The sequence below is a fragment of the Thioclava sp. ES.031 genome, assembly GCF_002563775.1.
GTDB lineage: Bacteria > Pseudomonadota > Alphaproteobacteria > Rhodobacterales > Rhodobacteraceae > Thioclava.
In genome coordinates this window covers 1,678,986-1,700,739 of record NZ_PDJO01000001.1, presented here as the reverse complement: position 1 = coordinate 1,700,739, position 21,754 = coordinate 1,678,986, and the positions used below count along the sequence as shown (strand labels likewise).

Annotated in this window: 19 protein-coding genes; 13 read left to right on the top strand and 6 right to left on the bottom strand. The window is 65.8% G+C overall.

Translation table 11 applies throughout. The annotated features are described in order from the left end of the window. Positions 1–63 precede the first annotated feature (63 nt). From torT to AXZ77_RS08220, 5 genes are all read left to right on the top strand, one after another. Entirely contained in the window at positions 64–1,134 is a 1,071-nt protein-coding gene (gene torT / locus AXZ77_RS08240; RefSeq protein WP_098410774.1) for a TMAO reductase system periplasmic protein TorT, read from the top strand. A 65-nt stretch (positions 1,135–1,199) separates the two neighbouring features. Then, positions 1,200–2,726: a sugar ABC transporter ATP-binding protein gene (locus tag AXZ77_RS08235; RefSeq protein ID WP_098410773.1), complete on the top strand. Its 1,527-nt coding sequence runs from the start codon at positions 1,200–1,202 to the stop codon at positions 2,724–2,726. Then, positions 2,723–3,730: an ABC transporter permease gene (locus AXZ77_RS08230; RefSeq protein WP_255266439.1), complete on the top strand. Its 1,008-nt coding sequence runs from the start codon at positions 2,723–2,725 to the stop codon at positions 3,728–3,730. The genes AXZ77_RS08235 and AXZ77_RS08230 overlap by 4 nt, the downstream gene beginning before the upstream one ends. Before the next feature lie 277 nt (positions 3,731–4,007). Then, positions 4,008–5,420 (top strand): efflux RND transporter periplasmic adaptor subunit, encoded by a 1,413-nt coding sequence (locus AXZ77_RS08225; protein ID WP_098410772.1) that lies wholly within the window; start codon positions 4,008–4,010, stop codon positions 5,418–5,420. After that, positions 5,417–8,560, top strand: coding sequence for an efflux RND transporter permease subunit (locus tag AXZ77_RS08220; RefSeq protein ID WP_098410771.1), 3,144 nt, complete (start codon positions 5,417–5,419; stop codon positions 8,558–8,560). Before AXZ77_RS08225 ends, AXZ77_RS08220 begins: the two co-directional genes overlap by 4 nt. 31 nt (positions 8,561–8,591) lie before the next feature. Here AXZ77_RS08220 and AXZ77_RS08215 read toward each other — a convergent pair whose 3' ends face one another. Beyond that, positions 8,592–9,491 (bottom strand): LysR family transcriptional regulator, encoded by a 900-nt coding sequence (locus tag AXZ77_RS08215; RefSeq protein ID WP_098412480.1) that lies wholly within the window; start codon positions 9,489–9,491, stop codon positions 8,592–8,594. A gap of 103 nt (positions 9,492–9,594) precedes the next feature. Between AXZ77_RS08215 and AXZ77_RS08210 the strand changes: the two genes are divergently transcribed. The 7 genes from AXZ77_RS08210 to AXZ77_RS08180 all read left to right on the top strand — a co-directional run bounded on the left by AXZ77_RS08210 (position 9,595) and on the right by AXZ77_RS08180 (position 16,698). Beyond that, positions 9,595–10,770: a cytochrome P450 gene (locus tag AXZ77_RS08210; RefSeq protein ID WP_098410770.1), complete on the top strand. Its 1,176-nt coding sequence runs from the start codon at positions 9,595–9,597 to the stop codon at positions 10,768–10,770. A 40-nt stretch (positions 10,771–10,810) separates the two neighbouring features. Further along, positions 10,811–11,134 (top strand): 2Fe-2S iron-sulfur cluster-binding protein, encoded by a 324-nt coding sequence (locus AXZ77_RS08205; protein WP_098410769.1) that lies wholly within the window; start codon positions 10,811–10,813, stop codon positions 11,132–11,134. Beyond that, positions 11,131–12,306, top strand: a complete 1,176-nt coding sequence (locus AXZ77_RS08200) for an NAD(P)/FAD-dependent oxidoreductase (protein ID WP_098410768.1) — start codon at positions 11,131–11,133, stop codon at positions 12,304–12,306. The genes AXZ77_RS08205 and AXZ77_RS08200 overlap by 4 nt, the downstream gene beginning before the upstream one ends. A gap of 63 nt (positions 12,307–12,369) precedes the next feature. After that, complete coding sequence (locus AXZ77_RS08195) at positions 12,370–13,359, top strand: TRAP transporter substrate-binding protein (protein ID WP_098410767.1); 990 nt, start codon at positions 12,370–12,372, stop codon at positions 13,357–13,359. Then, positions 13,359–13,871 (top strand): TRAP transporter small permease, encoded by a 513-nt coding sequence (locus AXZ77_RS08190; protein ID WP_098410766.1) that lies wholly within the window; start codon positions 13,359–13,361, stop codon positions 13,869–13,871. Before AXZ77_RS08195 ends, AXZ77_RS08190 begins: the two co-directional genes overlap by 1 nt. Then, complete coding sequence (locus tag AXZ77_RS08185) at positions 13,868–15,166, top strand: TRAP transporter large permease (protein WP_098410765.1); 1,299 nt, start codon at positions 13,868–13,870, stop codon at positions 15,164–15,166. The genes AXZ77_RS08190 and AXZ77_RS08185 overlap by 4 nt, the downstream gene beginning before the upstream one ends. A gap of 83 nt (positions 15,167–15,249) precedes the next feature. Continuing rightward, entirely contained in the window at positions 15,250–16,698 is a 1,449-nt protein-coding gene (locus tag AXZ77_RS08180; protein WP_098410764.1) for an aldehyde dehydrogenase, read from the top strand. Between the two features lie 93 nt (positions 16,699–16,791). Here AXZ77_RS08180 and AXZ77_RS08175 read toward each other — a convergent pair whose 3' ends face one another. After that, positions 16,792–17,475 carry an SDR family oxidoreductase gene (locus AXZ77_RS08175; protein ID WP_098410763.1) on the bottom strand — a complete coding sequence of 228 codons (684 nt, stop codon included), beginning with the start codon at positions 17,473–17,475 and terminating at the stop codon, positions 16,792–16,794. Between the two features lie 66 nt (positions 17,476–17,541). After that, on the bottom strand, positions 17,542–18,225 hold the full coding sequence (locus AXZ77_RS08170) for a type 1 glutamine amidotransferase domain-containing protein (protein WP_098410762.1): 684 nt from the start codon (positions 18,223–18,225) through the stop codon (positions 17,542–17,544). Positions 18,226–18,368: 143 nt separating this feature from the next. Between AXZ77_RS08170 and AXZ77_RS08165 the strand changes: the two genes are divergently transcribed. Continuing rightward, a complete protein-coding gene (locus tag AXZ77_RS08165; RefSeq protein WP_098410761.1) occupies positions 18,369–19,277 on the top strand; it encodes a LysR family transcriptional regulator in 909 nt (302 codons plus the stop codon). A 93-nt stretch (positions 19,278–19,370) separates the two neighbouring features. On the opposite strand, the gene AXZ77_RS08160 is transcribed toward AXZ77_RS08165, so the two are convergent. The 3 genes from AXZ77_RS08160 to AXZ77_RS08150 all read right to left on the bottom strand — a co-directional run bounded on the left by AXZ77_RS08160 (position 19,371) and on the right by AXZ77_RS08150 (position 21,753). Next, a complete protein-coding gene (locus tag AXZ77_RS08160; RefSeq protein ID WP_176535990.1) occupies positions 19,371–19,850 on the bottom strand; it encodes a GNAT family N-acetyltransferase in 480 nt (159 codons plus the stop codon). A gap of 253 nt (positions 19,851–20,103) precedes the next feature. After that, positions 20,104–20,547, bottom strand: coding sequence for a GNAT family N-acetyltransferase (locus AXZ77_RS08155; RefSeq protein WP_098410759.1), 444 nt, complete (start codon positions 20,545–20,547; stop codon positions 20,104–20,106). Positions 20,548–20,709: 162 nt separating this feature from the next. Continuing rightward, on the bottom strand, positions 20,710–21,753 hold the full coding sequence (locus AXZ77_RS08150; RefSeq protein WP_098410758.1) for an ABC transporter ATP-binding protein: 1,044 nt from the start codon (positions 21,751–21,753) through the stop codon (positions 20,710–20,712). Position 21,754: the final 1 nt, after the last annotated feature.

The window sequence follows — 21,754 nt, the reverse complement described above, 5'->3', positions numbered from 1 at the left end:
GACGCTATTCCACAAGCGGGGTCAACCCGCGATCAAACCAAGCAACAGAGAGGTCTCTGAACAATGAAACATGTCCTGACATCCGTCGCGCTTCTGGGCGCAACGTGTGCCGCGCTCCCGGCCATGGCCGAGGATGCGTGGTTCCCCTACCCCGCCGAAGAGGTCGTCCCGGCCTTCTCCGCCGATGGCACCGCCCAGCCCATCGAATATGAGGCGCTGGCCAAGGCCGACAAGGATTACAAGATCTGCGTCTCCTTCCCCCACATGAAAGACGCCTATTGGCTCGGCGTCGATTACGGCGTGACCGAAGAGGCCAAGCGCGAAGGCGTCAGCCTGAACGTGGTCGAGGCCGGTGGCTACACCAACCTCGCCAAGCAGATCAGCCAGATCGAGGACTGTGCCGCCGGTGGCGCGCAGGCGGTCATCATCGGGGCGATCTCCTATGACGGTCTGAACTCGGTCGTGAAGGAACTGGCCGACAAGAACATCCCGGTCATCGACCTTGTCAACGGCATGTCCTCGCCCGACCTCGCGGCCAAGTCGCTCGTCTCCTTCGAGACGATGGGCAAGGAAATCGGCTCCTACCTAGCGCAGAAGCACCCCGAGGGCAGCGACGAAGTGACCGTCGGCTGGTTCCCGGGCCCGGCAGGCGCAGGCTGGGTCGAAGCCGCGAACAAGGGCTTCATGGAAGCCGTGAAAGGCTCGGCCGTGAAAGTGCTCGAGCCGCGCTATGGCGACACCGGCAAGGAAGCCCAGCTCAAGCTCGTCGAAGACGTGCTGCAGGCGAACCCGGAAGTGAGCTACATCGCGGGCACCGCGGTGACCGCGGAAGTGGCACAGGGCCTGCTGCGCGAGCGCGGCCTGACCGACAAGGTCGGCAACCTCGCCTTCTACCTGACGCCCGGCGTCTATAGCGGCATCCAGCGCGGCTTCATCGAGGCAGCCCCGGCGGACTCGATGGTCATCCAGGGCCGGATCGCAGTCGATCAGGCGGTGCGGATCCTCGAGGGCAAGGACTACGTCAAACATGTCGGTCCGAAGATCTTCGTCATCACCAAGGACAATATCGAAGACACGCCGCGTTCCGCGGTGCTGCCGCCGGACGGCTTCCAGCCGGTCTTCTCGGTGAACTGACGACGCGCGGCGCCGGCCCTCCCCCTTCCGCCGGCGCCGCCAATTCCTGCCCTGGGAGACAGCAAATGACGAGCAAACCGCTTCTACAGGCGCATGGGCTGAGCAAAGCCTATCCGGGCGTCCTCGCCCTCGATGCCGTCGATTTCGACCTCTATGCGGGTGAGCTGCATGTGCTGTTCGGTGAGAACGGCGCGGGGAAATCGACGATGATCTCGCTGCTGGCGGGCGCCAATACCCCGACCTCCGGCACGATCGAGATGCGCGGCGAGCCGGTCCAGTTCGCCTCGGTGGCCGATGCGCAGGCCAAAGGCATCCATACCGTTTTTCAAGAATTTTCGCTGATCCCGACGATGAGCGTGGCGCAGAACATGTTTCTGGGCCACGAGCCGGGCGTCGGCCCCTTCCTGTCGCCGCGCGCGATGCGCCAGCGGGCAAAGCAGATCCTGACCGATCTGGACTTCGACATCGACCCGGATCTGACCGTGGCGCGCCTGTCGCGGGCGCAGCAGCAGATGGTCGAGATCGCCAAGGCGATGCAGGGCGATCTGTCGGTCCTGATCCTCGACGAGCCTACCGCCTCGCTGACCGATCGCGAGGTCGATCAGCTCTTCGAGGTGATCGGGCGGCTCAAATCCGAAGGTGTGGGGATCATCTATATCTCGCACCGCGTGCATGAATTCGAGCGCATCGCCGAGCGCGTGACGGTGCTGCGCGACGGCGCGCATATCGGCACCGCGCCGATGGCCGAGATGACCGAGCAATCTCTCGTGGACATGATGGCCGGACGCGAGATCCGCGACATCTACCCGACGATCGCCCATACGCCCGGCGAGGTCGTCCTCGACGTGCAAGACCTCAGTGCCCCCGGTATCGATCACGCTTCCTTCGAGGTGCGCCGGGGCGAGGTTCTGGGCGTCGCGGGCCTCGTGGGCTCGGGCAAGTCGCGGCTGTTCCGCTCGGTGATGGGGCTCAACCCGACCCATGCCGGACAGGTCCGCTTCAAGGGCCGGGACGTCACCGGCGCCCAGACCCGCAAGCTGGTGAAGGCGGGCGCGTGGTATCTCTCGCCCGACCGCAAGCACGAGGGCCTGATCCTCGCCGAGACGCCGCGCGGCAATCTGGTGATGGATCTGATGGCCGAAGGCGGCCCGCTGCTGCGCTCGCGTCAGTTGAGCACCCGCGCGGCGGAAATCTTCGGCCATGTCGAACTGCACGAAAGCTACCGCAGCCGCGTCGTCGGCAAGCTCTCGGGCGGCAATCAGCAGAAGGTGCTGTTCGGCAAGGCCTTCGGGCATGAGGCCGATCTCTACATCTTCGACGAGCCGACCGTGGGCGTCGACATGGGCACCCGCGCGGCGCTCTACCGGCTGATCGCGGAACTGGCCGAGGCCGGAAAGGCCGTGGTGGTGATCTCGTCGGATCTGCCCGAGGTGATGAACCTCGCCCACCGCGCCATCGTGCTCGCCAATGGCAAGATCACCGCCGAGCTGCCGCGCGATGACCTGCGCGAGGACATCGTCCTGCGCTATTTCTTCGACCAGCCCGGCGCCTCCCAACAGACACTCCAAGACACAGAAGGAAGCCCCGCATGATGCAGGCCAATTCCAAGCCGTCGCTGGCGGCGCTGCCGCTGCGTATCTTCATCAAGCTCGGCGTGCTGCCGTTCTTCCTCATCGCGGCCGTCGTGATCTTCACCCTCGCCGCGCCGAACTTCCTGTCGCCGCAGAACCTGATTAACGTGGCACGGCAATCGGTCTATCTGGTGCTCGTGTCGCTGGGCCAGATGCTGGTGCTGATCTCGGGGGGCTTCGACCTCTCGGTGGGCACGGTGATCGCGCTCAGTTCCGTCGTCTCGGCGCTGGCGATGACATGGGCCGCGCAAATCTTCCCCGATGCGATCTGGCTCGTCATACTGATCGGCGCTTTCGCAGGCTTCGCGGTCGCGCTGATCGTGGGCGCGGTGAACGGGATCGGCGTCGCGCTGTTCGACGTCTCGCCCTTCATCATGACGCTGGGTGTCTCGTCTGTCGGGACCGGGCTTGCGCTGTTCCTGACCGGGGGCGTGCCGGTCTCGGGCCTGCCCTTCGCCTTTGGCGACACGTTCGGCTTCGGCCGGGTGTTCGGAGTTCCCGTGCCCGTGGTGATCGCCGTGATCGCCATCATCGTGATGTGGGTGCTGATGGCCCGCACCCGCGTCGGCGCCCGGATCTATGCCGTGGGCGGCAACATCAAGGCGGCCCATCTGTCGGCGATCAACACCCGCGGCACACTGATCCTCGTCTATGGGCTTTGCGCCGTGATCGCGGCCCTGACCGGCCTGCTGCTGACCGCGCGCGTCGAGAGCGGCGATGCGAACCTCGGCGGCACGATCGCTATGGAGAGCATCGCGGCCTGCGTCATTGCCGGGGTCTCGCTGCGCGGCGGGATCGGCCGGGTGGAGAATGTCGTGCTCGGCGCGTTCTTCATCATCCTGATGCAAAACGGGATGAACCTCGCGCAGGTCAGCTCCTACATGCAGATGGTGCTCATCGGCCTGTTGCTCATCTTCGCGGTGATCTTCGACCAGCTGCGCTATCGGATGATCGTGAAAGGCTAAACAGCCTTGCCCCGCCGGGTGCGCGTCCTGCGCGCGCCCGGCCTTTCCTTTTCCGCTTCGGCGGCCCTCCCCCATACCATGATCGACGCACGCCAAGCAGCCGCCCGCAGGACGCCTGCCCAAGAGCGCCCCCGTGCGAAACCGTCTTCCCGGAAAACACTGAAAGCCAACAAAGTTCGCCGCAAATGGGCGCGATCCACCCTGCGTCACATTTGCGCTAGCTACCGGCGCTCAGGTTTGCAAAAGTAGTCAAAAGACATGCGCGAAGAGGGACGTCATGGTTGGAATTGGAACGGGCCTCGCACGGCTCGCGATGGTGGCGGTTCCGACCGCGCTCGGTGTGGCCGCGATCGTTTTTGCGGGCGATCTGAAATCTCTGCCCAGCCCGAGCGAGGCGAACCGGCCCGCCGCGCTGGTGCGGGTGATCACGCTCGCCCCGATCGAGATGATCCCGCGCGTCACCGGCTATGGCACGGTCGCGCCGGTGCGCGAATGGCGCGCCGTCGCCCGGATCGAGGGAGAGATCCGCGACATCGCCAAGCCGCTCGCGCCGGGCGATATCGTGGCCAAGGACACGCCGCTTTTCACCATCGACGACAGCGATCTGAAGCTGCAGCGCGCCAGTCTCGAGGCGCAGGTCGCGGCCTCCAAGGTCAAGGATGACACGGTGCGCACGAGCCTCGAGCTGGCGCGCTCCGATCTTGCGCTGGCCCAGGACGAACTCGACCGCCAGAAGACGCTGCACGATCTGGGCCGGATCACCCAGCCCCAGCTCGACGCGGCGCGCCGCCAGCAGCTGACCGCGCAGACCAAGGTGACCGATCTCGAAAGCCAGCTGAAGCTGAACGAGGCCGAACGCGAGGTGCTCGATACGCAGGCGGCGACGATCGACCGCTCGATCGGGCTGTCGACGATCACCGCGCCCTTTGAGCTGCGGGTGAACGCGCTCGACGCGGATCTGGGCCAATACGTCAATCGCGGTCAGGTTCTGCTGAGTGGCGAAGGCGTCGCAGCGGTCGATATCTCGGCGCAATTCCCGATCGGGCGGATGGGACCCCTGCTCCGGCTCGCGGGCGACGGCACCAAGGTCACCGATCTAAAGGCGCGCGTCACCCTGCCCGAGCCCGAGCATCCCATTGTCTGGAAGGCCCGGGTCGAGCGGATGGGCGAGGCGATCGACGAGACCACGCAAAGCGCGCCCGTCGTGGTGCGCGTCGACGATCCGCTGGGTCAGGCGCAGGCGGGCGAGCGCCCGCCCCTGCGGCGCAACATGGTCGTCGCGGTGGAGCTCGCCGCGCCAAAGCAAAGCCTGCTCGTCGTGCCCGCCGAGGCGGTCGCTGGCGGCACCGCGATGGTGGTGTCCGAGGATGGTACGCTGGAGAAGCGCGCGGTGAAGACCAGCTTCGTCTCGGGCGATCTGGCAGTGATCGCGCAGGGGCTCAAAGCGGGCGACAAGCTGGTCGTCACCGATCCCTCCATCGCCGTGCCGGGCATGACGGTAAAGGCGACCGAGGATGAGGCGCGCAAGGCCGAGATCGCCGCCGAGGCGCTCGGCCAGACGGCCACCAGCCCGCAACCGGGCAGCGGTGGCGGTGGCGGAGGTGGCGGCGGCGGCAAGGGCACCGCGCCCGAAGGCGACGCCGCACCGAGCGGAGACAGCGCCGCCAAGCCCGCGGGAGATGCGCAATGATCGCGCTTTTTGCTGGTCATCGCACGGCGGCCAATATCGCGATGATCGCGATTGCGGGCCTCGGGCTGATGGCGCTGCCGAGCCTGCAGCGCGACACCTTCCCGGCGACCCCGCCCTCTGATGTCTCGGTCCGCATCACCTATCCCGGCGCCGCGCCTTCGGAGGTCGAGACCGGCATCTGCACCGTGACCGATCCGGTCCTGACGCGGGTCGAGAACCTTGCGAAACTGACCTGCCTTGCACGCGACAACAGCGCCCAGATCACCGCCGAGATGATCGAGGGCGCCGACATGACGCGCTTCTACAACGACATCAAGGATGCGGTGGACGGGATCAATTCCTTCCCCGAAAAGGCCGACGATCCGGTGGTGCAGATCGTCGAGCGCACCGCCTCGGTCTCGTCGGTGGCGGTGACCGGGCCGGACGATCCGGCGGTGCTCTACGCCTATGCCCAGAGCTTCGCCGATCAGCTGCGCGCCGACCCGGCGATCTCGCTGGTCTCGGTGAACGGCTTTTCCGACCGCGAGATCGCGATCGAGTTCGACCGCGCCGCGCTGGAGCGCTTCGGGCTTAACCTGAGTTCCGTGGGCGCGACGCTGGCGCGTTACAGCCTCGATATGCCCGCAGGCTCGATCGAGGGGCGTTCGGGCGAAGTGGCGCTGCGCTTCCTTGGCGAGAAACGCACGCCCGCCGAGCTGGCGCAGATCCCGATTGCGGGCAGTGCCGCGGGCGGCGAGGTGCGCTTGGGCGATGTCGCGAAGATCCGCGAAGGCTTCGCCGATCCCTCGCAGGCCACCTATTTCGACGGCAAGCGCGCCGCCATCGTCACGGTGCAGAAGACCGCTTCTCAGGATGCGCTGCGGGTGCGGGCCGCGCTCGACCGCGAAATGGCACAGGCACAGGCCGAAGCGCCGGGCAATATCCAGCTCGCGATCTCGGCGGATTCCACGCGTAACATCGTCGAGCGCCTGCGCATCATCGGGGTCAACGGGCTGCAGGGCCTGATCCTCGTGCTGGTCGCGATGTGGCTGTTCTTCGGGCTGCGCATGTCCTTCTGGGTCGCGATGGGCCTACCGATCAGCTTCCTCGGCGCGATCTTCGCGATGCAGATGCTGGGCTATACGATCAACATGATGACGATGGTGGCGCTGTTGGTCGCCACGGGTCTGTTGATGGACGATGCGATCGTGATCTCGGAAAACATCGTGCGCAGGCGACAAACGGGAGAGCCCGCCCGTGTCGCCGCCGTCAAAGGAACGATGCAGGTCTTTCCCGGCGTTCTGGCGTCTTTCCTGACCACCGCGATGGTGATCGGGCCGCTCAGTTTCCTGACCGGAAATATCGGCGCGCTGCTGAAATACATCCCGATCGTGCTGCTGATCACGCTGACGGTCAGCCTGATCGAGGCCTTCCTGATCCTGCCCGCGCATATGCGCCACTCGCTGAAACACGACATGCGCCCCGGCCCCGTGCAACGCGCGGTCAACGGCGCTTTCGAGCGGCTGCGCGACCGTGCCATCGTGCCGCTTGCCGGGGTCGCGCTGCGTTGGCGTTACCTGACGCTGGGGCTGGCTATCTTTGTCGTGGCGCTCTCGATCGCGCCCTTCACCGGAGGGTTCCTGAAATACCAGAGCTTCCCAACCTTGGAGAGCGACACGGTCGAGGCGCGGCTTCTGCTGCCCGCGGGCGCGCCGCTCTCGCTGACCGAGGCGCGGGTGAGCAAGGTCGTCAAGGCGCTCAAGGAGATGGATGCCGAGCTGAGCCCCGCTCAGCCGGACGGCCAGCCCCTCGTCAGAAGCTACACGATCACCTATGGCAGCAATGCCGACAGCCCGACCACGGGGCCGAACATGGCCACCGTGAGCGCCTCGCTGCTGCCTGCCGGAACGCGCACCACCGAGGTCGGCACGGTGCTCGATCGCTGGAAGCAGTTGGTCGGCAAGATGCCCGACATGGCCGCCTTCCGGATCACCGACAAGGAGCGCGGCGCGGGCGGCAAACCGATCGATCTGCTGGTCACCGGGCCGGATCTTGACGAACTGGCGACTACCGCGCGCGAGCTGCGCCGCTTCTTCCGCGGCTTCGACGGGGTGCGTGACGTGACCTTCGATCTGCAGCCGGGCAAGCCCGAGCTGGTGGTGCGGATGAAACCGGCGGTGGCCAATCTGCTGGGTGTGACGCCTGCCGCGCTGGCGGGTGAGCTGCGTGCGGCCTTCCGGGGCGACAGCGCAGTGAGCTTCGCCGATGCTCGCGGTCAGGTCGATATCGTGGCCCGGCTCGCGCCCTCCGAGCGGCGCGCTATCGGCGATGTTCTGGCGCTGCGGGTGCCCGGCAAGAACGGCGCGCTGGTGCCTCTGTCTGCAGTGGCGACGGTCAGCGAGACGCGCGGTTACACCACGATCACCCATGTGAACGGGCAGCGCGCGGTCTCGGTGCAGGGCACGATCGACCCGACGCGGGCCAATTCGCGCGAGCTGATGGCGGCGATGCGGGCGGATTACCTGCCCGAACTTGCGCAAAAGCGTCCCGACGTGAAGGTGCAGGTTCTGGGCGAGGAACAGGACACCGCGACCACCGGCGCCTCGCTTGCGCGTTTCATGACGACGGGCGCGGTCGGGGTCTACCTGCTGCTGGCCTTCTACATGGGCAGCTTCATCCGCCCCATCGCGGTGATCGCGACGATCCCGCTCAGCCTGATCGGCGTGATGTGGGGGCATGTGCTGCTTGGCCTGCCGCTCTCGCTGCCGAGCCTCGTGGGGCTGGCGACGCTGGCGGGCGTGGTGGTGAACGACGCGATCCTGCTCGACGCCTTCATCGGCGAGAGACGTGCAACCGGAACGCCGATGCTCGAGGCCGGAAAGGAGGCCGTGCGCGACCGCTTCCGCGCGATCTTCCTGACCTCGCTGACGACGGTGGTCGGGCTCGGCCCGCTTTTGCTGGAGACCTCGACGCAGGCGCAATTCCTGCGCCCGATCGTGGCGAGCCTCGCCTTCGGTCTGAGCGCGGCCACGGTGCTGTCGCTCTTCGTGACCCCGGCGATCCTCGCCGTGCTCGAGGATTTCGGCATCCGCACCGCCGAGCCCGAGCCCGAGGAGACGGACCCCTCTGTCGAGCACCCCGCCGACGCGCTGCGCGTCTGAGGCCCGCCCGCGCCGGGGCGGCGCGGCGGTCCTATCCGCGGCAGGTCTCGACGATCACCTCGCGCAGCCAGCGATGGATGGCGGAATCGTTCTTGCGCGCGGTCCAGACGACCGACAGGTCGAACGGGCCGGGAAACGGGCTTTCGTTGAGCACGAGCCCCTCCATCGTCTTGCCGAGCCGACTGGGCATCGTCGCGACAAGGTTCGACTGGGCAAGCAGCGAGGCCAGCCCGGCCGGGCTTGGCACCGTGATCGTCGGGCGCAGCGAATGGCCTGCGGCTTCGAGTTCATGGATATAGGCCGATTTCCAGCCGCCGCCGTAATTGATGTAGACATGGTTGAGCGCAAGGTAGCTGTCCACATCGAGCGCCTGCCCCGCCATCGGATGCCCCGGATCCATGAAACAGGCATATTCCTCGGTATAGAGCCTGCGCGAATGGAAACCGGACTCGCCGCGCGCGAAAGGTCCGACCAGAACATCGGCCTCACGCCGCAGAAGCCGCAGGTGGCCGTCGCCCAACGCATTCACCACCTCTACCTCGAGATGGGGCGCCTGTTTGCGCAGGGCCGAGACGATCTTCGGGATCATCAGGATGCGCTCGTAATAATTGCAGGCGATCGTCACCTTGGCGCGCGATTGCGCGGGATCGAATTCCTCCGGCTGCGCGACATCGTCGAGCTTCTCGAGGATCTCGATCACCTGCTGGAGGATATGTTCGCAGCGCTCCGTCGAGACCTGCCGCCCGCCCTCGCGCACGAAGAGCGGGTCCTGAAAATAGCTACGCAGCTTGGCGATCGTGTAGCTCACCGCCGACTGGTTCACGTCGAGCTTCTCGGCGGCCGCCGTGAAGGAGCCCAATTCATGGACGAGCCGCAGCGTCTCGAGCGCGGCGATATCGATCCTGCCGGTGAACGTGGTTGATTGTGACATGAGATCCATCAAATTATTTGATGATATATACTAAATTCATCTTATTGTTACAAGTTACTGCAGCCTTTAGTCAGGACCCCGGAGGAGATTTCGGGAGGAAACTATGGCGCTCGCACCGCTGGACGAGGAGATTACGCTCGCGCAACTGACGACGGATCCCTATCCGATCTATCGCAGATTACGCGCTGAAAGCCCGGTTCTGCGGGTCGCCTCTGCCGGGCGCACATTCCTGACGACGGCAGAGCTGACCAAGCAGGTGAAGGACAATCCGACGCTGTTCAGCAGCGACGACCCCAACACGCCGATGAAGCCCGCCTTCCGCGCGCATACCCTGATGCGCAAGGATGGCGAGGAGCATCTGCGCGAGCGCATGGCGATGGCGCCGGCGCTGACGCCCAAGAAAATCCAGTCGGACTGGGGGCCGCTCTATCAGAAATTCGCCGAGGAATATGTCGGGCGGCTGCCGCGTGGCGAGATGGTCGATCTGTTCTCCGAGCTTTGCGGCCCTCTGGCCGCGCGCATCCTCGCGCATATCCTCGGCATCCCCGAGGCCAGCGACGCGCAGATGCAGCGCTGGTCGCAGCACCTGATCGACGGGGCGGGAAACTTCGGCTGGCAGCCAGAGCCCTTCGCGATCTCAGACAAGGCCAATGACGAGATGGACGCGCTCTTTACCGAGCTGCGCGAGAAGCGGATCGCGGAGCCCGACGGCTCGGCCTATTCGGTGATGCTCAATGCCGATAATCCGATCCCGATGAGCCAGATCTGGGCCAATATCAAGATCGCGATCGGCGGCGGCATCAACGAGCCGCGCGACGCGCTGGCCACGATCCTTTACGGGCTCCTGACCAATCCCGACCAGCTGGCACAGGTGCGTGCCGAGGGCGCGTGGAGCAAGGCTTTCGAGGAGGGCGTGCGCTGGGTCGCGCCGATTCAGGCCAGCTCGCGGCTAGTGACCGAGGATACCGAGTTGGGCGGCTTCGAGATCCCGAAAGGCGATACGGTGATGACGATCCAGGCCTCGGCCAATCGCGACGAGAGCATCTTTGAGAATGGCGAGGAGTATTTCGTCTTCCGCGACAAGAACCCCCATCAGGCCTTCGGCAACGGTCCCCACCATTGCGCGGGCGCCCATATCGCGCGGCGCACGGTGGGCAAGATCATCCTGCCGCTGCTGTTCGACCGCTTCCCCGATATGCGCCTGCCCGACCCGGACGCGGTGATCTGGCGCGGCTTCGGGTTCCGCGGACCGATCAACCTGCCGGTGGAGCTGAACTGACCCGACCCCGCGCGGATCGGAGAGAGGAGGAGGAATTTCAATGGTTAAAGTGACTTACGTCGCTCAGGACGGCACCCGCACCGATATCGACGCCGATGAGGGCGACAGCGTGATGCATGCGGCGGTCTCGAACGATGTCGACGGGATCGTCGGCGAATGCGGCGGCTCGATGATGTGCGCGACCTGCCATTGCTATGTCGACGAGGCATGGGCGGACCGGGTCGGACCGCGCAGCAGCGGCGAGGAGGACATGCTCGAAGGCGCAGCCTCGGAAGTGACCGACCGGTCTCGCCTGTCGTGCCAGATCAAGCTGACGCCCGAGCTTGACGGGCTCGTGGTCCATCTGCCCGAGGAACAGTTTTGACCCCCGAGAGCGTCACGATAGTCGGCGCGGGCCAAGGCGGTCTGCAGGCGGCGATCAGCCTGCGGCAGAACGGCTTCGAGGGCGCGATCACCCTGATCGGCGACGAGCCGGGCCTGCCCTATCAGCGCCCGCCGCTCTCGAAGGTCTATCTGCAGGACGGCAAGGCCGAGGCGCTCTACCTGCGCCCCGAGAGTTTCTTCGACACCAAGCGGATCGACTACCTGCCGGGCGCGCGGGTGGAGGCGATCGACCGCGCGGCGCAGCGGCTGAGCGTCCTGCGCGACGGGGCCGAGCAGTCCCTGCCCTATGACCATCTGATCCTCGCGACCGGGACGCGCAACCTGCGCCCGCCGATCGAGGGGATCGCCCATGCCTGCGATCTGCGCACGCTGGCCGACGCGCAGCGCCTGCGCGAGAAACTCGACCAACCGACCCGCATCGCGGTGATCGGCGGCGGTTTCATCGGGTTGGAATTCGCAGCCGTCGCGCGCAAGCTCGGCCATGAGGTCGCGGTCATCGAGGCCGCCCCGCGCCTGATGGCCCGCGCGGTCTCGCAGCGGATGTCGGAGCATTTCGCCGATCTGCATCGCGGTTGGGGCAACGCACTTCATCTGGGCCAGCCCGCCGTAGCAGTGGAGCCTTCGGGCGTGACGCTGGCCGATGGGACCGCGATCGCCGCCGATTTCGTGCTGGTGGCGGCGGGCGTGCGCCCGAATGTGGAACTGGCCGAGGCGGCGGGGCTCGCGATAGACAACGGCGTGAAGACGGATGCCCGGCTTCTGACCTCAGACCCTGCGATTTCGGCGCTCGGCGATTGCGCGAGCTTCCCCGATCCGCGCGGTCGCGTGCATATCCGGCTCGAGAGCGTGCAGGCCGCCACCGATCACGCGCGGCTCATTGCGAAGCGGATCGCGAAGGGCGACACCGACGCTTACGGCGCGCTGCCGTGGTTCTGGTCGGATCAGGGCGCGTGCAAATTGCAGATCGCGGGCTATGCGACCCCCGATGCGGCGGAGGAGGAGATCGCCGCGGGGATCGTGGGCCGGTTCGACGAACGCGGGCTTGCCGCGATCGAGACCGTCGACAACGCGCGGGCCCATATGCGGGCCCGCAAACTCATCGCGTCGCCGGAGCCGGTGACGCGCGCAGATCTGGAGGAGCTCGCCGCCTAGCGCGGCACATGAACGACAGGCCCTCGGAGGAGGGGCTCAAACGGTCCAAAGGGAGGAGAGACCATGAAACACACGACCCTTAGCGTCGCCACCGCCATCGCGGTCGGTGCCACGATGAGCATCGCGACCGGCGCCGGCGCGCAGGAGCTGAAATACGCGAACTGGGCGCCGCCGACCCACACGATCAACGCGGCCCAGATCGAGCCTCTGGCCAAGGCGCTCTCCGAGGGCACCGACGGGGCGGTGACGCTGCGCGGCTATCACGGCGGCGAGCTGGGCGCGGGTCCGGCCGATCAATATGTGCGCGTGCTGCAGGGCACGGCCGATATGGGCTGGGGGCTGCAGGGCTATACCTCGTCGCAATTCCCGAAAAGCCTGATCGCGGAACTGCCGGGCGCGCTGCCGCTCGACGCGCCGGGCTACAAGGCGCTCTGGCAGGCCTTCGACACCATCAAGGGCGAATATCCGCAGACCGAGGTGATCGCGCTCTGGGGGTCGGAGCCCAACGTCCTGATGATGCGCGACAAGGAGGTGCGCACACCCGCCGATCTGAAGGGCCTCAAGATCCGCGTCGCGGGGTCGATTTCGGCGGCCGCGATGGATGCGCTCGGCGCGACCCCGGTGCAGATCCCGATGACGCAGGTCTATAACGGGTTGCAGACCGGGCTGATCGACGGCGTGGTCAGCGGCGCTTCGGTGCTGTCGGATTTCAAGCTCAACGAGGTCGTGGGCAGCGTGACGACGGGTCCGAACCTTGGCCGCCTCGCCTTCTACACGGTGATGAACAAGGCCGCCTATGACGGGCTGTCGCCCAAGGCCAAAGCGGCGCTCGATGCGATGAAGGGCGAGAAGGTCTCGAAGATGACCGAGGAGGCGTGGATCGCCACCGCGAACAAGGCGCTGGAGGCCGCGCGGGCCTCCGACAGCACCACGGTGATCGATCTCGACGCGGCTGGCTCGAAAGCCTTCGACGACGCGCTCGCCGACGTGACCGACACCTATGTGAGCAAGGTCGGCGGAGAGGCGACGCTCGCCGCGATGCGGGGCGAGTGATGCTCGCGCGCGCGCAGAAACTGGCGGACAGGCTGATCGGCCTGTCCGCGATCATCGGCACGACGGGGTTGATCTTCGTCGTGGCCGTGATCGTCATCGACGTGATCGGGCGCAATTTCGGCATGCCGCTTTACGGCTCGCAGGACCTGATCACGATGACGATGGTGCTGATCGTCTTCGGCGGCATGGCGCTGTGCGATCGCCGCGACGGTCATATCGTCGTCGACATCTTCGAGAGCGCCTTCCCCCCTGCCCTCAACCGCGCGATCGACATTTTCTCGGCGCTCCTGGGCGTCGCGATCTTCGTGCTGATCGCGGTGACGGTCTACAAGAGCGCGCAGCTGAGCCAGATGCTCAACCTCTCGACCAATCTTCTGAACCTGCCCAATGCGTGGTTCCAATATGCGCTTTGCGTACTCTCGCTGGTGGGCGCGCTGACGATGGTCCTGCGCGCACTGCGGCTCATGTCGCGCCACGGCTATGAGCACCACTCCGAAAGGGACGTAATATGACCCCCGCTCTCACCGGATCGGTCGGGCTCGCGCTGCTTCTCGGCATGCTCCTGATGCGCGTGCCGGTGGCCTTCGCGATGTTCGCGGTGGGCTTCGTCGGCATCTGGATCCTGAACGGGCTGCAGGCCGCGACCGGGCTTCTGGCCTCCGAGACCTTCTCGCTCGCGTCGAATTCCGAACTGATCGTGGTGCCGCTCTTCATCCTGATGGGCAATGTCGCGAGCGTCACCGGCATGAGCCGCAAGCTCTATGACGCGGCCTATGCGACCGTGGGCCAGGTGCGCGGCGGGCTGGCGCTGGCGACAGTCGTGGGCTGCGGCGGGTTTGCGGCGCTGTCGGGCTCGTCGGTCGCCTCGGCGCTGACGATGGGCCGCACCGCACTGGCCGAGATGGACCGCTACGCCTACAGCCCGCGCCTCTCGACCGGGGTCGTGGCCGCGGGCGGCACGCTGGGCATCCTGATCCCGCCCTCGACCGGCTTCGTGATCTACGCGATCCTCACCCAACAAAGCATCGGGCGGCTCTTCATGGCGGGCATCCTGCCGGGGCTTCTGCTGCTGAGCGCCTTCATCCTGACCATCGCGATCCTCTGCGTGCTGCGCGCCGAGATGGGACCGAAAGGCCCCGCGACCAGCACCGCCGAGAAAGGCCGCGCATTCCTCGGTGCGATCCCGATCCTCATGGTGATCGTGCTGACCATCGGCGGCATCTATTCGGGCCTGTTCTCGCCCACCGAAGCGGCGGGCGTCGGCGCGGCCTTCGTGATCGCGATCGGGGCTTTCAGTGGCACGCTGAGCCTGCGCAGCTTCTGGCGCGCCGCGCAGGACAGCATCGTGACCACCGCCTCGGTCATGCTGATCCTGATCGCGGCGCATCTGATCAATCCCTTCGTGGCGCTGAGCCACCTGCCCGCCGAGGTGAGCGACCTTCTCGTCTCCCTCGATCTGGGCCGGATCGGCACGCTGGTCCTGATCCTTGCGATCTACATGGTGCTGGGCTGCTTCCTCGAAGGGCTCGCGATGCTGGTGCTGACCCTGCCGATCTTCCTGCCGGTGATCCTCAATCTCGGCATCGACCCGATCTGGTTCGGGGTGCTGGTGGTGCTGACGCTCGAGATGGGGCTGATCTCGCCCCCGGTGGGGATCAACGTCTTCATCGTGAAATCGGTCGCGCAGAACGTGCCGCTGATCGAGATCTTCCGCGGCGTCCTGCCCTTCTGGTTCGCGATGTTTGTAACCCTTGCAATCCTCGTCGCGGTGCCCGGAATATCGCTGTGGCTGCCCGGGATGATGTGAGGCACAAAGGTCTGGAACGGCGCCGATCCGCGAACCGCCGCGCCGCGTAACGCAAGAGCGAACACTCAAAGGGAGGACATTTCATGAAAGAGATCGGATTGCTGCTGGACGGGGCCTCCGCCCCCGCCGCTTCGGGCGCAACCTACGACCGGATCGACCCCGTCACCGGCGCGGTCGCCACCCGCGCCGCCGCGGCGGGGCGTGACGATGTCGAGGCGGTCGTGGCTTCCGCCGCGCGCGCCTTTCCCGGCTGGTCCGCGACCGGGCCGAACGGGCGGCGCAAGATCCTGTCGAAAGCCGCCGACGTGATGGAGGCGCGCGTCGACGATTTCATTCAGGCGGTGATTGCCGAGACCGGCGCGACCGGGCCCTGGGCCGGGTTCAACGTGCATCTCGCCGCGGGCATGATCCGCGAGGCTGCGGCGATGACCACCCAGATCGGCGGCGAGATCATCCCCTCCGACAAGCCCGGCACGATGGCGATGGGCGTTGCGCGCGCCAAGGGCGTCTGCCTCGGCATCGCGCCGTGGAACGCGCCGGTCATTCTCGGCACGCGGGCGGTCGCGATGGCGCTTGCCTGCGGCAATACCGTGGTGCTGAAAGCGTCCGAGATGTGCCCTGCGACGCATCGCCTGATCGGGGAATGTTTCGCCGAAGCCGGGCTTCCCGAGGGCGCGCTCAACGTCGTGACCAACGCCCCCGAGGACGCGGCCGATGTGGTCGAGGCGCTGATCGCGCACCCGGACGTGAAGCATGTGAACTTCACCGGCTCTTCCGCCGTCGGCCGGATCATCGGGCGGCTCGCAGGCGAGCATCTGAAACCCTCGCTGCTGGAGCTGGGCGGCAAGGCGCCGCTGATCGTGCTCGACGATGCCGATCTCGACGGTGCGGTGAATGCCGCGATCTTCGGCGCCTTCATGAACCAGGGCCAGATCTGCATGTCGACCGAGCGGATCATCGTAGACGAGAAAGTGGCCGACGCTTTCGTCGAGAAGCTCGCCGCACGCGCCAGTGCCCTGCCCGCAGGCGATCCGCGTGGCGAGGTGGCGCTTGGGGCGCTTGTCTCCGAAGCGGCGGCCGAGAAGATGGATGCGCTGATCGCCGATGCCACCGGGAAAGGTGCGAAGCTGGTCGCCGGCGGGTCGCGCGAGGGGACGATCGTTGCGGCCACACTGCTCGACGGGGTCTCGGAAAGCATGCGCATCTATGCGGAGGAAAGCTTCGGCCCGGTCAAGTCGATCATCCGGGTTAAGGGCGACGAAGAGGCGCTGAAAGTGGCCAATGACACCGAATATGGGCTCTCGAGCGCGATCTTCAGCGCCGATGTCTCGCGCGCGATGGCGCTGGCGAACCGGCTTGAGACCGGCATCTGCCATATCAACGGCCCGACGGTCGGCGACGAGCCGCAGATGCCCTTCGGCGGGGTCAAGGCCTCGGGCTACGGGCGGTTCGGCGGGCGCGCGGCGATTGCCGAATTTACCGATCTGCGCTGGATCACCATCGAGGACCCCAAGCAGCATTACCCGATCTGAGCCGGGCTCTCAGAGGGTCGAAACAGCAAGGAGCCGGCCCCGATGGGCCGGCTCCTTTCAATGTCGGATCGCCGCAGAGGCGGCCCGCCCCGATCAGTCCGTCTTCGGTTTGGGATAGACCGGCAGATGCGGGATCAGAACGTGATCGGGCTGGTCGATCGCGAAGAGGAAGGCCCGCGCGACATCGTCGGGGCGCAGCGCGTCGGGCTTTGCCTCGTCGAAGAAGGGCGTGTCGACCATGCCCGGATGCAGACAGGTGACGCGACCGCCCGCCGCGCCAAGCTCTTCGCCGAGATTGTCGGCATAGCCTCGGATGAACCACTTCGTCGCCGAGTAGACCGAACCGAACATCGCGCCCTGCGACGCCTTCGAGCCGGTCAGCACCATATGCCCTTTCGAGGCGCGCAGATGCGGCAGCGTGAATTTCGCGGTGTAGGTCACGGCAAGGCAGTTCACCTCGATCATCTTCTGGAAGCTCTCGACCGATCCGGCCTCGGTCCCGCGCGCCGAGGCGCCGACGCCCGCATTGGCCAGCACCACGTCGAGACGTCCGAAATGCTCGACCGCGCGCGCGACCATGCGTTCCTGAGCATCGGGGTCGGTGACATCGGTGGGCAGCGCGAGGGCGTTTTCCTCGCCCAGATCTTTGACCAGAGCTTCGAGCTTGTCCTCGGAGCGCGCGGCCAGCGCCACCTTATGACCCGCTTCGACCGCATGGCGCGCACAGCTCTCGCCGATGCCCGTGGATGCACCGGTGATTAGAATGACTTTCGACATGTCAGCCTCTCTGAATTGATGTGGAACGAAGACGGCGCCGCCCGAACCGGGCGGCGCCTCTCGATATCAGCCCAGCAGGGCCAGCACTTCTTTCGCAGCCGCCTCGGACGATGCCGGGTTCTGGCCCGTCACCAGACGCCCGTCGGCCACGGCATGGGGCTGCCAGTCGTCGGTGCTCTCGAACTGAGCGCCAAGCTCGCGCAGGCGGGTTTCCAGAAGGAACGGCACTGCATCGGCAAGACCCACGCCACGCTCTTCGCTATCGGTGAAGGCCGAAACCTTGCGGCCTTTCACGATGGAGTCGCCGTTCTTGTCCACGACTTTGTCGAAGGCCGCGGGACCGTGACAGACCGAGGCGACCACCTTGCCGCTATCCCACGCGGTGCCGATCGCCTTGGCGGAGATATCGCTTTCGGCGAGGTCATACATCGCGCCGTGGCCGCCGGGGATGTAGAGCGCGTCATAGGCAGTGATGTCCTCGTCCTCGATCCGCGACGGGTTATCCAGAACCGCCTTGGCCTCCGCATCGTCGCGGAAGCGGGTGACCGAGGCCGGGGCGTCTTCGCCGGTCACGTCGGAATTCGGATCGATCGGGATCGCGCGACCGCCGATGGTGGCCACTTTCACCTCGTGGCCTGCGTCGAGGAAGGCGTAATAGGGCGTCGCCAGTTCCTCATACCAGACGCCGGTCTTTTTGCCCGTGTCGCCCAGAGCGTCGGCTGCGGTGGAGAGAATAAGAATGCGTGCCATGGGTTTGGCCTCCTTCGTCATGAATGTGAGGGCATTTCCGGCCCTGTTCGTCTCGGGCCGTCAACGCGTCCCAGCAGAGATAGGTTGCGTTTACTGATCGAGAAATTGATGCAGACAACGTCAGAAATCGATAATTCAAAGACATGACACCCGATATCTCGCTTCTGCGCGTGTTCCATGCGGTCATGGAAGAACGCAATGTCACCGCCGCCGCCCAGCGGCTCGGCCAATCCCAGAGTACCGTGAGCGCGGCGCTGTCACGTCTGCGTGCGGCGCTGGGTGACGAACTGTTCCTGCGCGCCCGCTACGGCGTGGAGCCGACCGAGAAGGCGCTCGAGATCGCGCCCGACATCGCCGCCGGGCTAGAGCGGCTGGAACAGGCCTTCCGCGCCGCCGAGCCCTTCGATCCCGCGCGCACCACGCGCCGCTTCCGGCTGTTGCTGGGCCCCTATACCGAGATCGTTCTCGCGCCGGAACTCGCGGCGGCCTTTGCCGACAGGGCCCCTTCGGCCCGTCTCGAAATCTCGCCCATCGGGCCCGATCTGGACCCCCGCGCGCTTGCCGGACGGGCTTTCGATCTGGCGGTCGGGCGGTTCGACGCCCCGCCCGAGGATCTCGTGGTCTCAGACCTGTTCGAGGACGGGTTCCGCTGCATCGTCGCGCCGCAGGCGTTGCCCGAGGGCGCGTCGCTCGACCGGAACCTCTATGAGACCCTGCCGCATGTGGTCGTCGCCCCGCCCGGCAAGTGGCGCACAGGGGTCCATAAGCGCACCGAGGCGACGGGGCTGCACCGGAATACGGCCGTCGTGGTCACACATTTCCTGACCGCCGCGCCCGCGGTCGCGCGTCTCGGCGGCATAGCCACCGTGCCCGCGCGGGTGGCCGCGATGACCGCCGGGCCCTATGGGTTGCGCAACGCGCCCGTGCCGGTCGACCTCGGCACCTTCCCCAGCCAGATCGCGTGGCACCCGCATCTGCGCCGGGATCAGGGCCATGTCTGGCTGCGCGAGCTGATCCGAGAGGTCGTCGCCGAATTCACGTCGCCGGGCTGACCGGCGCACGCAAGGGAAACGGGGGCGCAAAAGGTGTTGTTTCGCTATGCAGGACGGATCGGACGTCGTTGCCCCGCCAAAGCGCGTCTAGCGCTACGCGCGTTCTATCGGTTTTCGCATATTGATGCCTGTCGGAGCGAAACCCGCCGACAGGTATAGGTTCTTTGCAATACTGTTGCCTGCTGCGACACGGAGGCGAAATTCGCCAAACTCGGTTTCTGAGAACCACTCGTTCAGCGCTGCCAATGCAAGACGCGCAAACCCTTTTCCCCGATGCGGCGGCAGAATGCAGAAGTCGCTGATGAACACGGTTTGATTTTCCGCGTTCGACTGGCACCAGAGATATCCGACCAGGGTGTCCGCCTCGTCCCGTTCTGCGACGATGCATAACAAGAGCTGACCGGGCGTTTCGACACCCTGTGCCAAGCTTTCCTCGACCGCCTGCTCGGCTCGTTTCGTGGCGGTCTGGATATCCACGTCATAATTCGCAGAGATATCTGCGGCATAATCCGGAACGAAATACTCAACGTAGGCCGAAAATTCGTCAGCCCTCATTCTCCGAAGCTTAACCATCGTAGTGCCAATCTCCTGTAGAATGAGCGCGCCGTAGGGGCAGCGTTCGTCGTGAAAACCGACTACGTGCCGCATGCTCGCGGTTCAAGTTCAAAACAAAACCCAAATGTCGTGGGTGGGCTATAACAGACTAACGACAGCGCGGCTCGCGCGAAGGGGGGCGCGCTCGGATGACGCCAGCGGACAATCCGCACCTCTTGGAACAGGCTTCATGGCAGCCAGTTGTCCGCCCGGAGCCCTTCATGCCCCGCAATTAAAGGGATTTCGAGAGCAAGAGCGCGTCACCGCCGTCTGACCGGAAACCGCAGCTTTCGTAGAATGATCGGGCCGTAACGGTGCTTTCCAAACGGCAGCGCCGGATGCCACGCGCGCGCAAGACGTCCTCCAAGCCTGAAAGAATAGCTTTGCTGACGCCACCAAAGCGGGCATCGGGATGGACATAGTTCAAGAGGATGTCACCGCTCAGGCTGGCCATCCCGACCCCTAAGATCTTCCTGTCCCGCTCGGCCACCAGCACCACGGCGTCATCCCGCGCGACCCACTGTCGCCAGGTCTCGACCGTCTTATTGCCAAGCCAGTCTTCGATATCGGACGGATCGTTCTGATGATCTGCAACACAAAGTTCGGTGATCGAGCGACGCAGGGTGTTTACCGCCTCGACAGCATCGGCATCCATCGCTTGCCTGATCTCGATCATGCTTCCTCACTCTCCGTCTCTAGCTTACCGACGCCGCGTTTGCCCGCAACAGCGGCTTTGTCCACTTAACCGACCAACACGCATTGCGAACGCCCCCAAACGAAAAACGCCCGACCGGGATTCGGTCGGGCGCTGTCTGGATGGGTCTCCCGGCGCTCGGGATCAGACCGCCATGCCGTCCGCGTCGAAGAACACCGTGCGCTCGGCCTCGAAGCTCAGCCCCGCCACGTCGCCCGGACGCAGATCGGTGTCGCCCGCGACGCGCACGTTCACGGCGCCCAAGGGGCCGCAATCGAACAGGATGAACGTGTCGGCGCCGAGGAATTCCACCACGTCGACGCGCCCGTCGCATTGCCCCTCGCCCTCGGCCACCAGCGAGATGTGTTCGGGCCGGATGCCAAGCTGCGTGGCTTGCGGCGCAGGACAGGTCCCGCCGCGCCCGCCTTCGAGGCTGTAGCTGCCCCCCGAGACCGCGCAGGGCATCACGTTCATCTTCGGGCTGCCGATGAATTGCGCGACGAACAGGTTCGCGGGCTTCTCGTAGAGCTCGCGCGGGGTGCCGACCTGCGCGATCCGGCCGTATTCCAGCACCACGATCCGGTCGGCGAGCGTCATCGCCTCCACCTGATCGTGGGTGACGTAGATCATCGTGCGCTGGAGGTTGCGGTGCAGCCGGGCGATCTCCAGCCGCATCTCCACGCGCAGCGCCGCATCGAGGTTCGACAGCGGCTCGTCGAAGAGGAACGCCGTCGGGTCGCGCACGATCGAACGCCCGATCGCGACGCGCTGACGCTGGCCGCCCGACAGGTCCTTGGGGCGCCGGTCGAGGAAGCTCTGCAGCTTCAGGATATCGGCCGCCTCGTCGACCTTGGCGCGCCATTCGTCCTGCGGCGAACCGGCCATCTTGAGCGAGAAGCCCATATTCTCGGCCACCGACATATGCGGGTAGAGCGCATAGGACTGGAACACCATCGCGAGGCCGCGTTTCGAGGGCGGCTGATCGGTGACGTTCGCGCCGTCGATCTCGATCGCCCCGCGCGAGGTATCCTCAAGCCCGCCGATCATCCGCAGAAGCGTGGACTTGCCGCAGCCCGAGGGCCCCACGAAGACGACGAATTCGCCATCCTTGATCTCGAGGTCGATGCCCTTGATGACCTGGACGTCGCCGAACCACTTCTCGACACCGTTTAGCGTGATCGAACCCATT

Bases quoted from the DNA above. Each gene is read 5' to 3' on its own strand.
- AXZ77_RS08215 (WP_098412480.1), bottom strand. From the start codon at position 9,491: ATGTCACAATCAACCACGTTCACCGGCAGGATCGATATCGCCGCGCTC.
- AXZ77_RS08230 (WP_255266439.1), top strand. From the start codon at position 2,723: ATGATGCAGGCCAATTCCAAGCCGTCGCTGGCGGCGCTGCCGCTGCGT.
- AXZ77_RS08170 (WP_098410762.1), bottom strand. From the start codon at position 18,225: ATGGCACGCATTCTTATTCTCTCCACCGCAGCCGACGCTCTGGGCGAC.
- AXZ77_RS08195 (WP_098410767.1), top strand. From the start codon at position 12,370: ATGAAACACACGACCCTTAGCGTCGCCACCGCCATCGCGGTCGGTGCC.
- AXZ77_RS08160 (WP_176535990.1), bottom strand. From the start codon at position 19,850: ATGGTTAAGCTTCGGAGAATGAGGGCTGACGAATTTTCGGCCTACGTT.
- AXZ77_RS08220 (WP_098410771.1), top strand. From the start codon at position 5,417: ATGATCGCGCTTTTTGCTGGTCATCGCACGGCGGCCAATATCGCGATG.
- AXZ77_RS08150 (WP_098410758.1), bottom strand. From the start codon at position 21,753: ATGGGTTCGATCACGCTAAACGGTGTCGAGAAGTGGTTCGGCGACGTC.
- AXZ77_RS08180 (WP_098410764.1), top strand. From the start codon at position 15,250: ATGAAAGAGATCGGATTGCTGCTGGACGGGGCCTCCGCCCCCGCCGCT.
- AXZ77_RS08155 (WP_098410759.1), bottom strand. From the start codon at position 20,547: ATGATCGAGATCAGGCAAGCGATGGATGCCGATGCTGTCGAGGCGGTA.
- AXZ77_RS08185 (WP_098410765.1), top strand. From the start codon at position 13,868: ATGACCCCCGCTCTCACCGGATCGGTCGGGCTCGCGCTGCTTCTCGGC.
- torT (WP_098410774.1), top strand. From the start codon at position 64: ATGAAACATGTCCTGACATCCGTCGCGCTTCTGGGCGCAACGTGTGCC.
- AXZ77_RS08210 (WP_098410770.1), top strand. From the start codon at position 9,595: ATGGCGCTCGCACCGCTGGACGAGGAGATTACGCTCGCGCAACTGACG.
- AXZ77_RS08190 (WP_098410766.1), top strand. From the start codon at position 13,359: ATGCTCGCGCGCGCGCAGAAACTGGCGGACAGGCTGATCGGCCTGTCC.
- AXZ77_RS08165 (WP_098410761.1), top strand. From the start codon at position 18,369: ATGACACCCGATATCTCGCTTCTGCGCGTGTTCCATGCGGTCATGGAA.
- AXZ77_RS08175 (WP_098410763.1), bottom strand. From the start codon at position 17,475: ATGTCGAAAGTCATTCTAATCACCGGTGCATCCACGGGCATCGGCGAG.
- AXZ77_RS08235 (WP_098410773.1), top strand. From the start codon at position 1,200: ATGACGAGCAAACCGCTTCTACAGGCGCATGGGCTGAGCAAAGCCTAT.
- AXZ77_RS08225 (WP_098410772.1), top strand. From the start codon at position 4,008: ATGGTTGGAATTGGAACGGGCCTCGCACGGCTCGCGATGGTGGCGGTT.
- AXZ77_RS08205 (WP_098410769.1), top strand. From the start codon at position 10,811: ATGGTTAAAGTGACTTACGTCGCTCAGGACGGCACCCGCACCGATATC.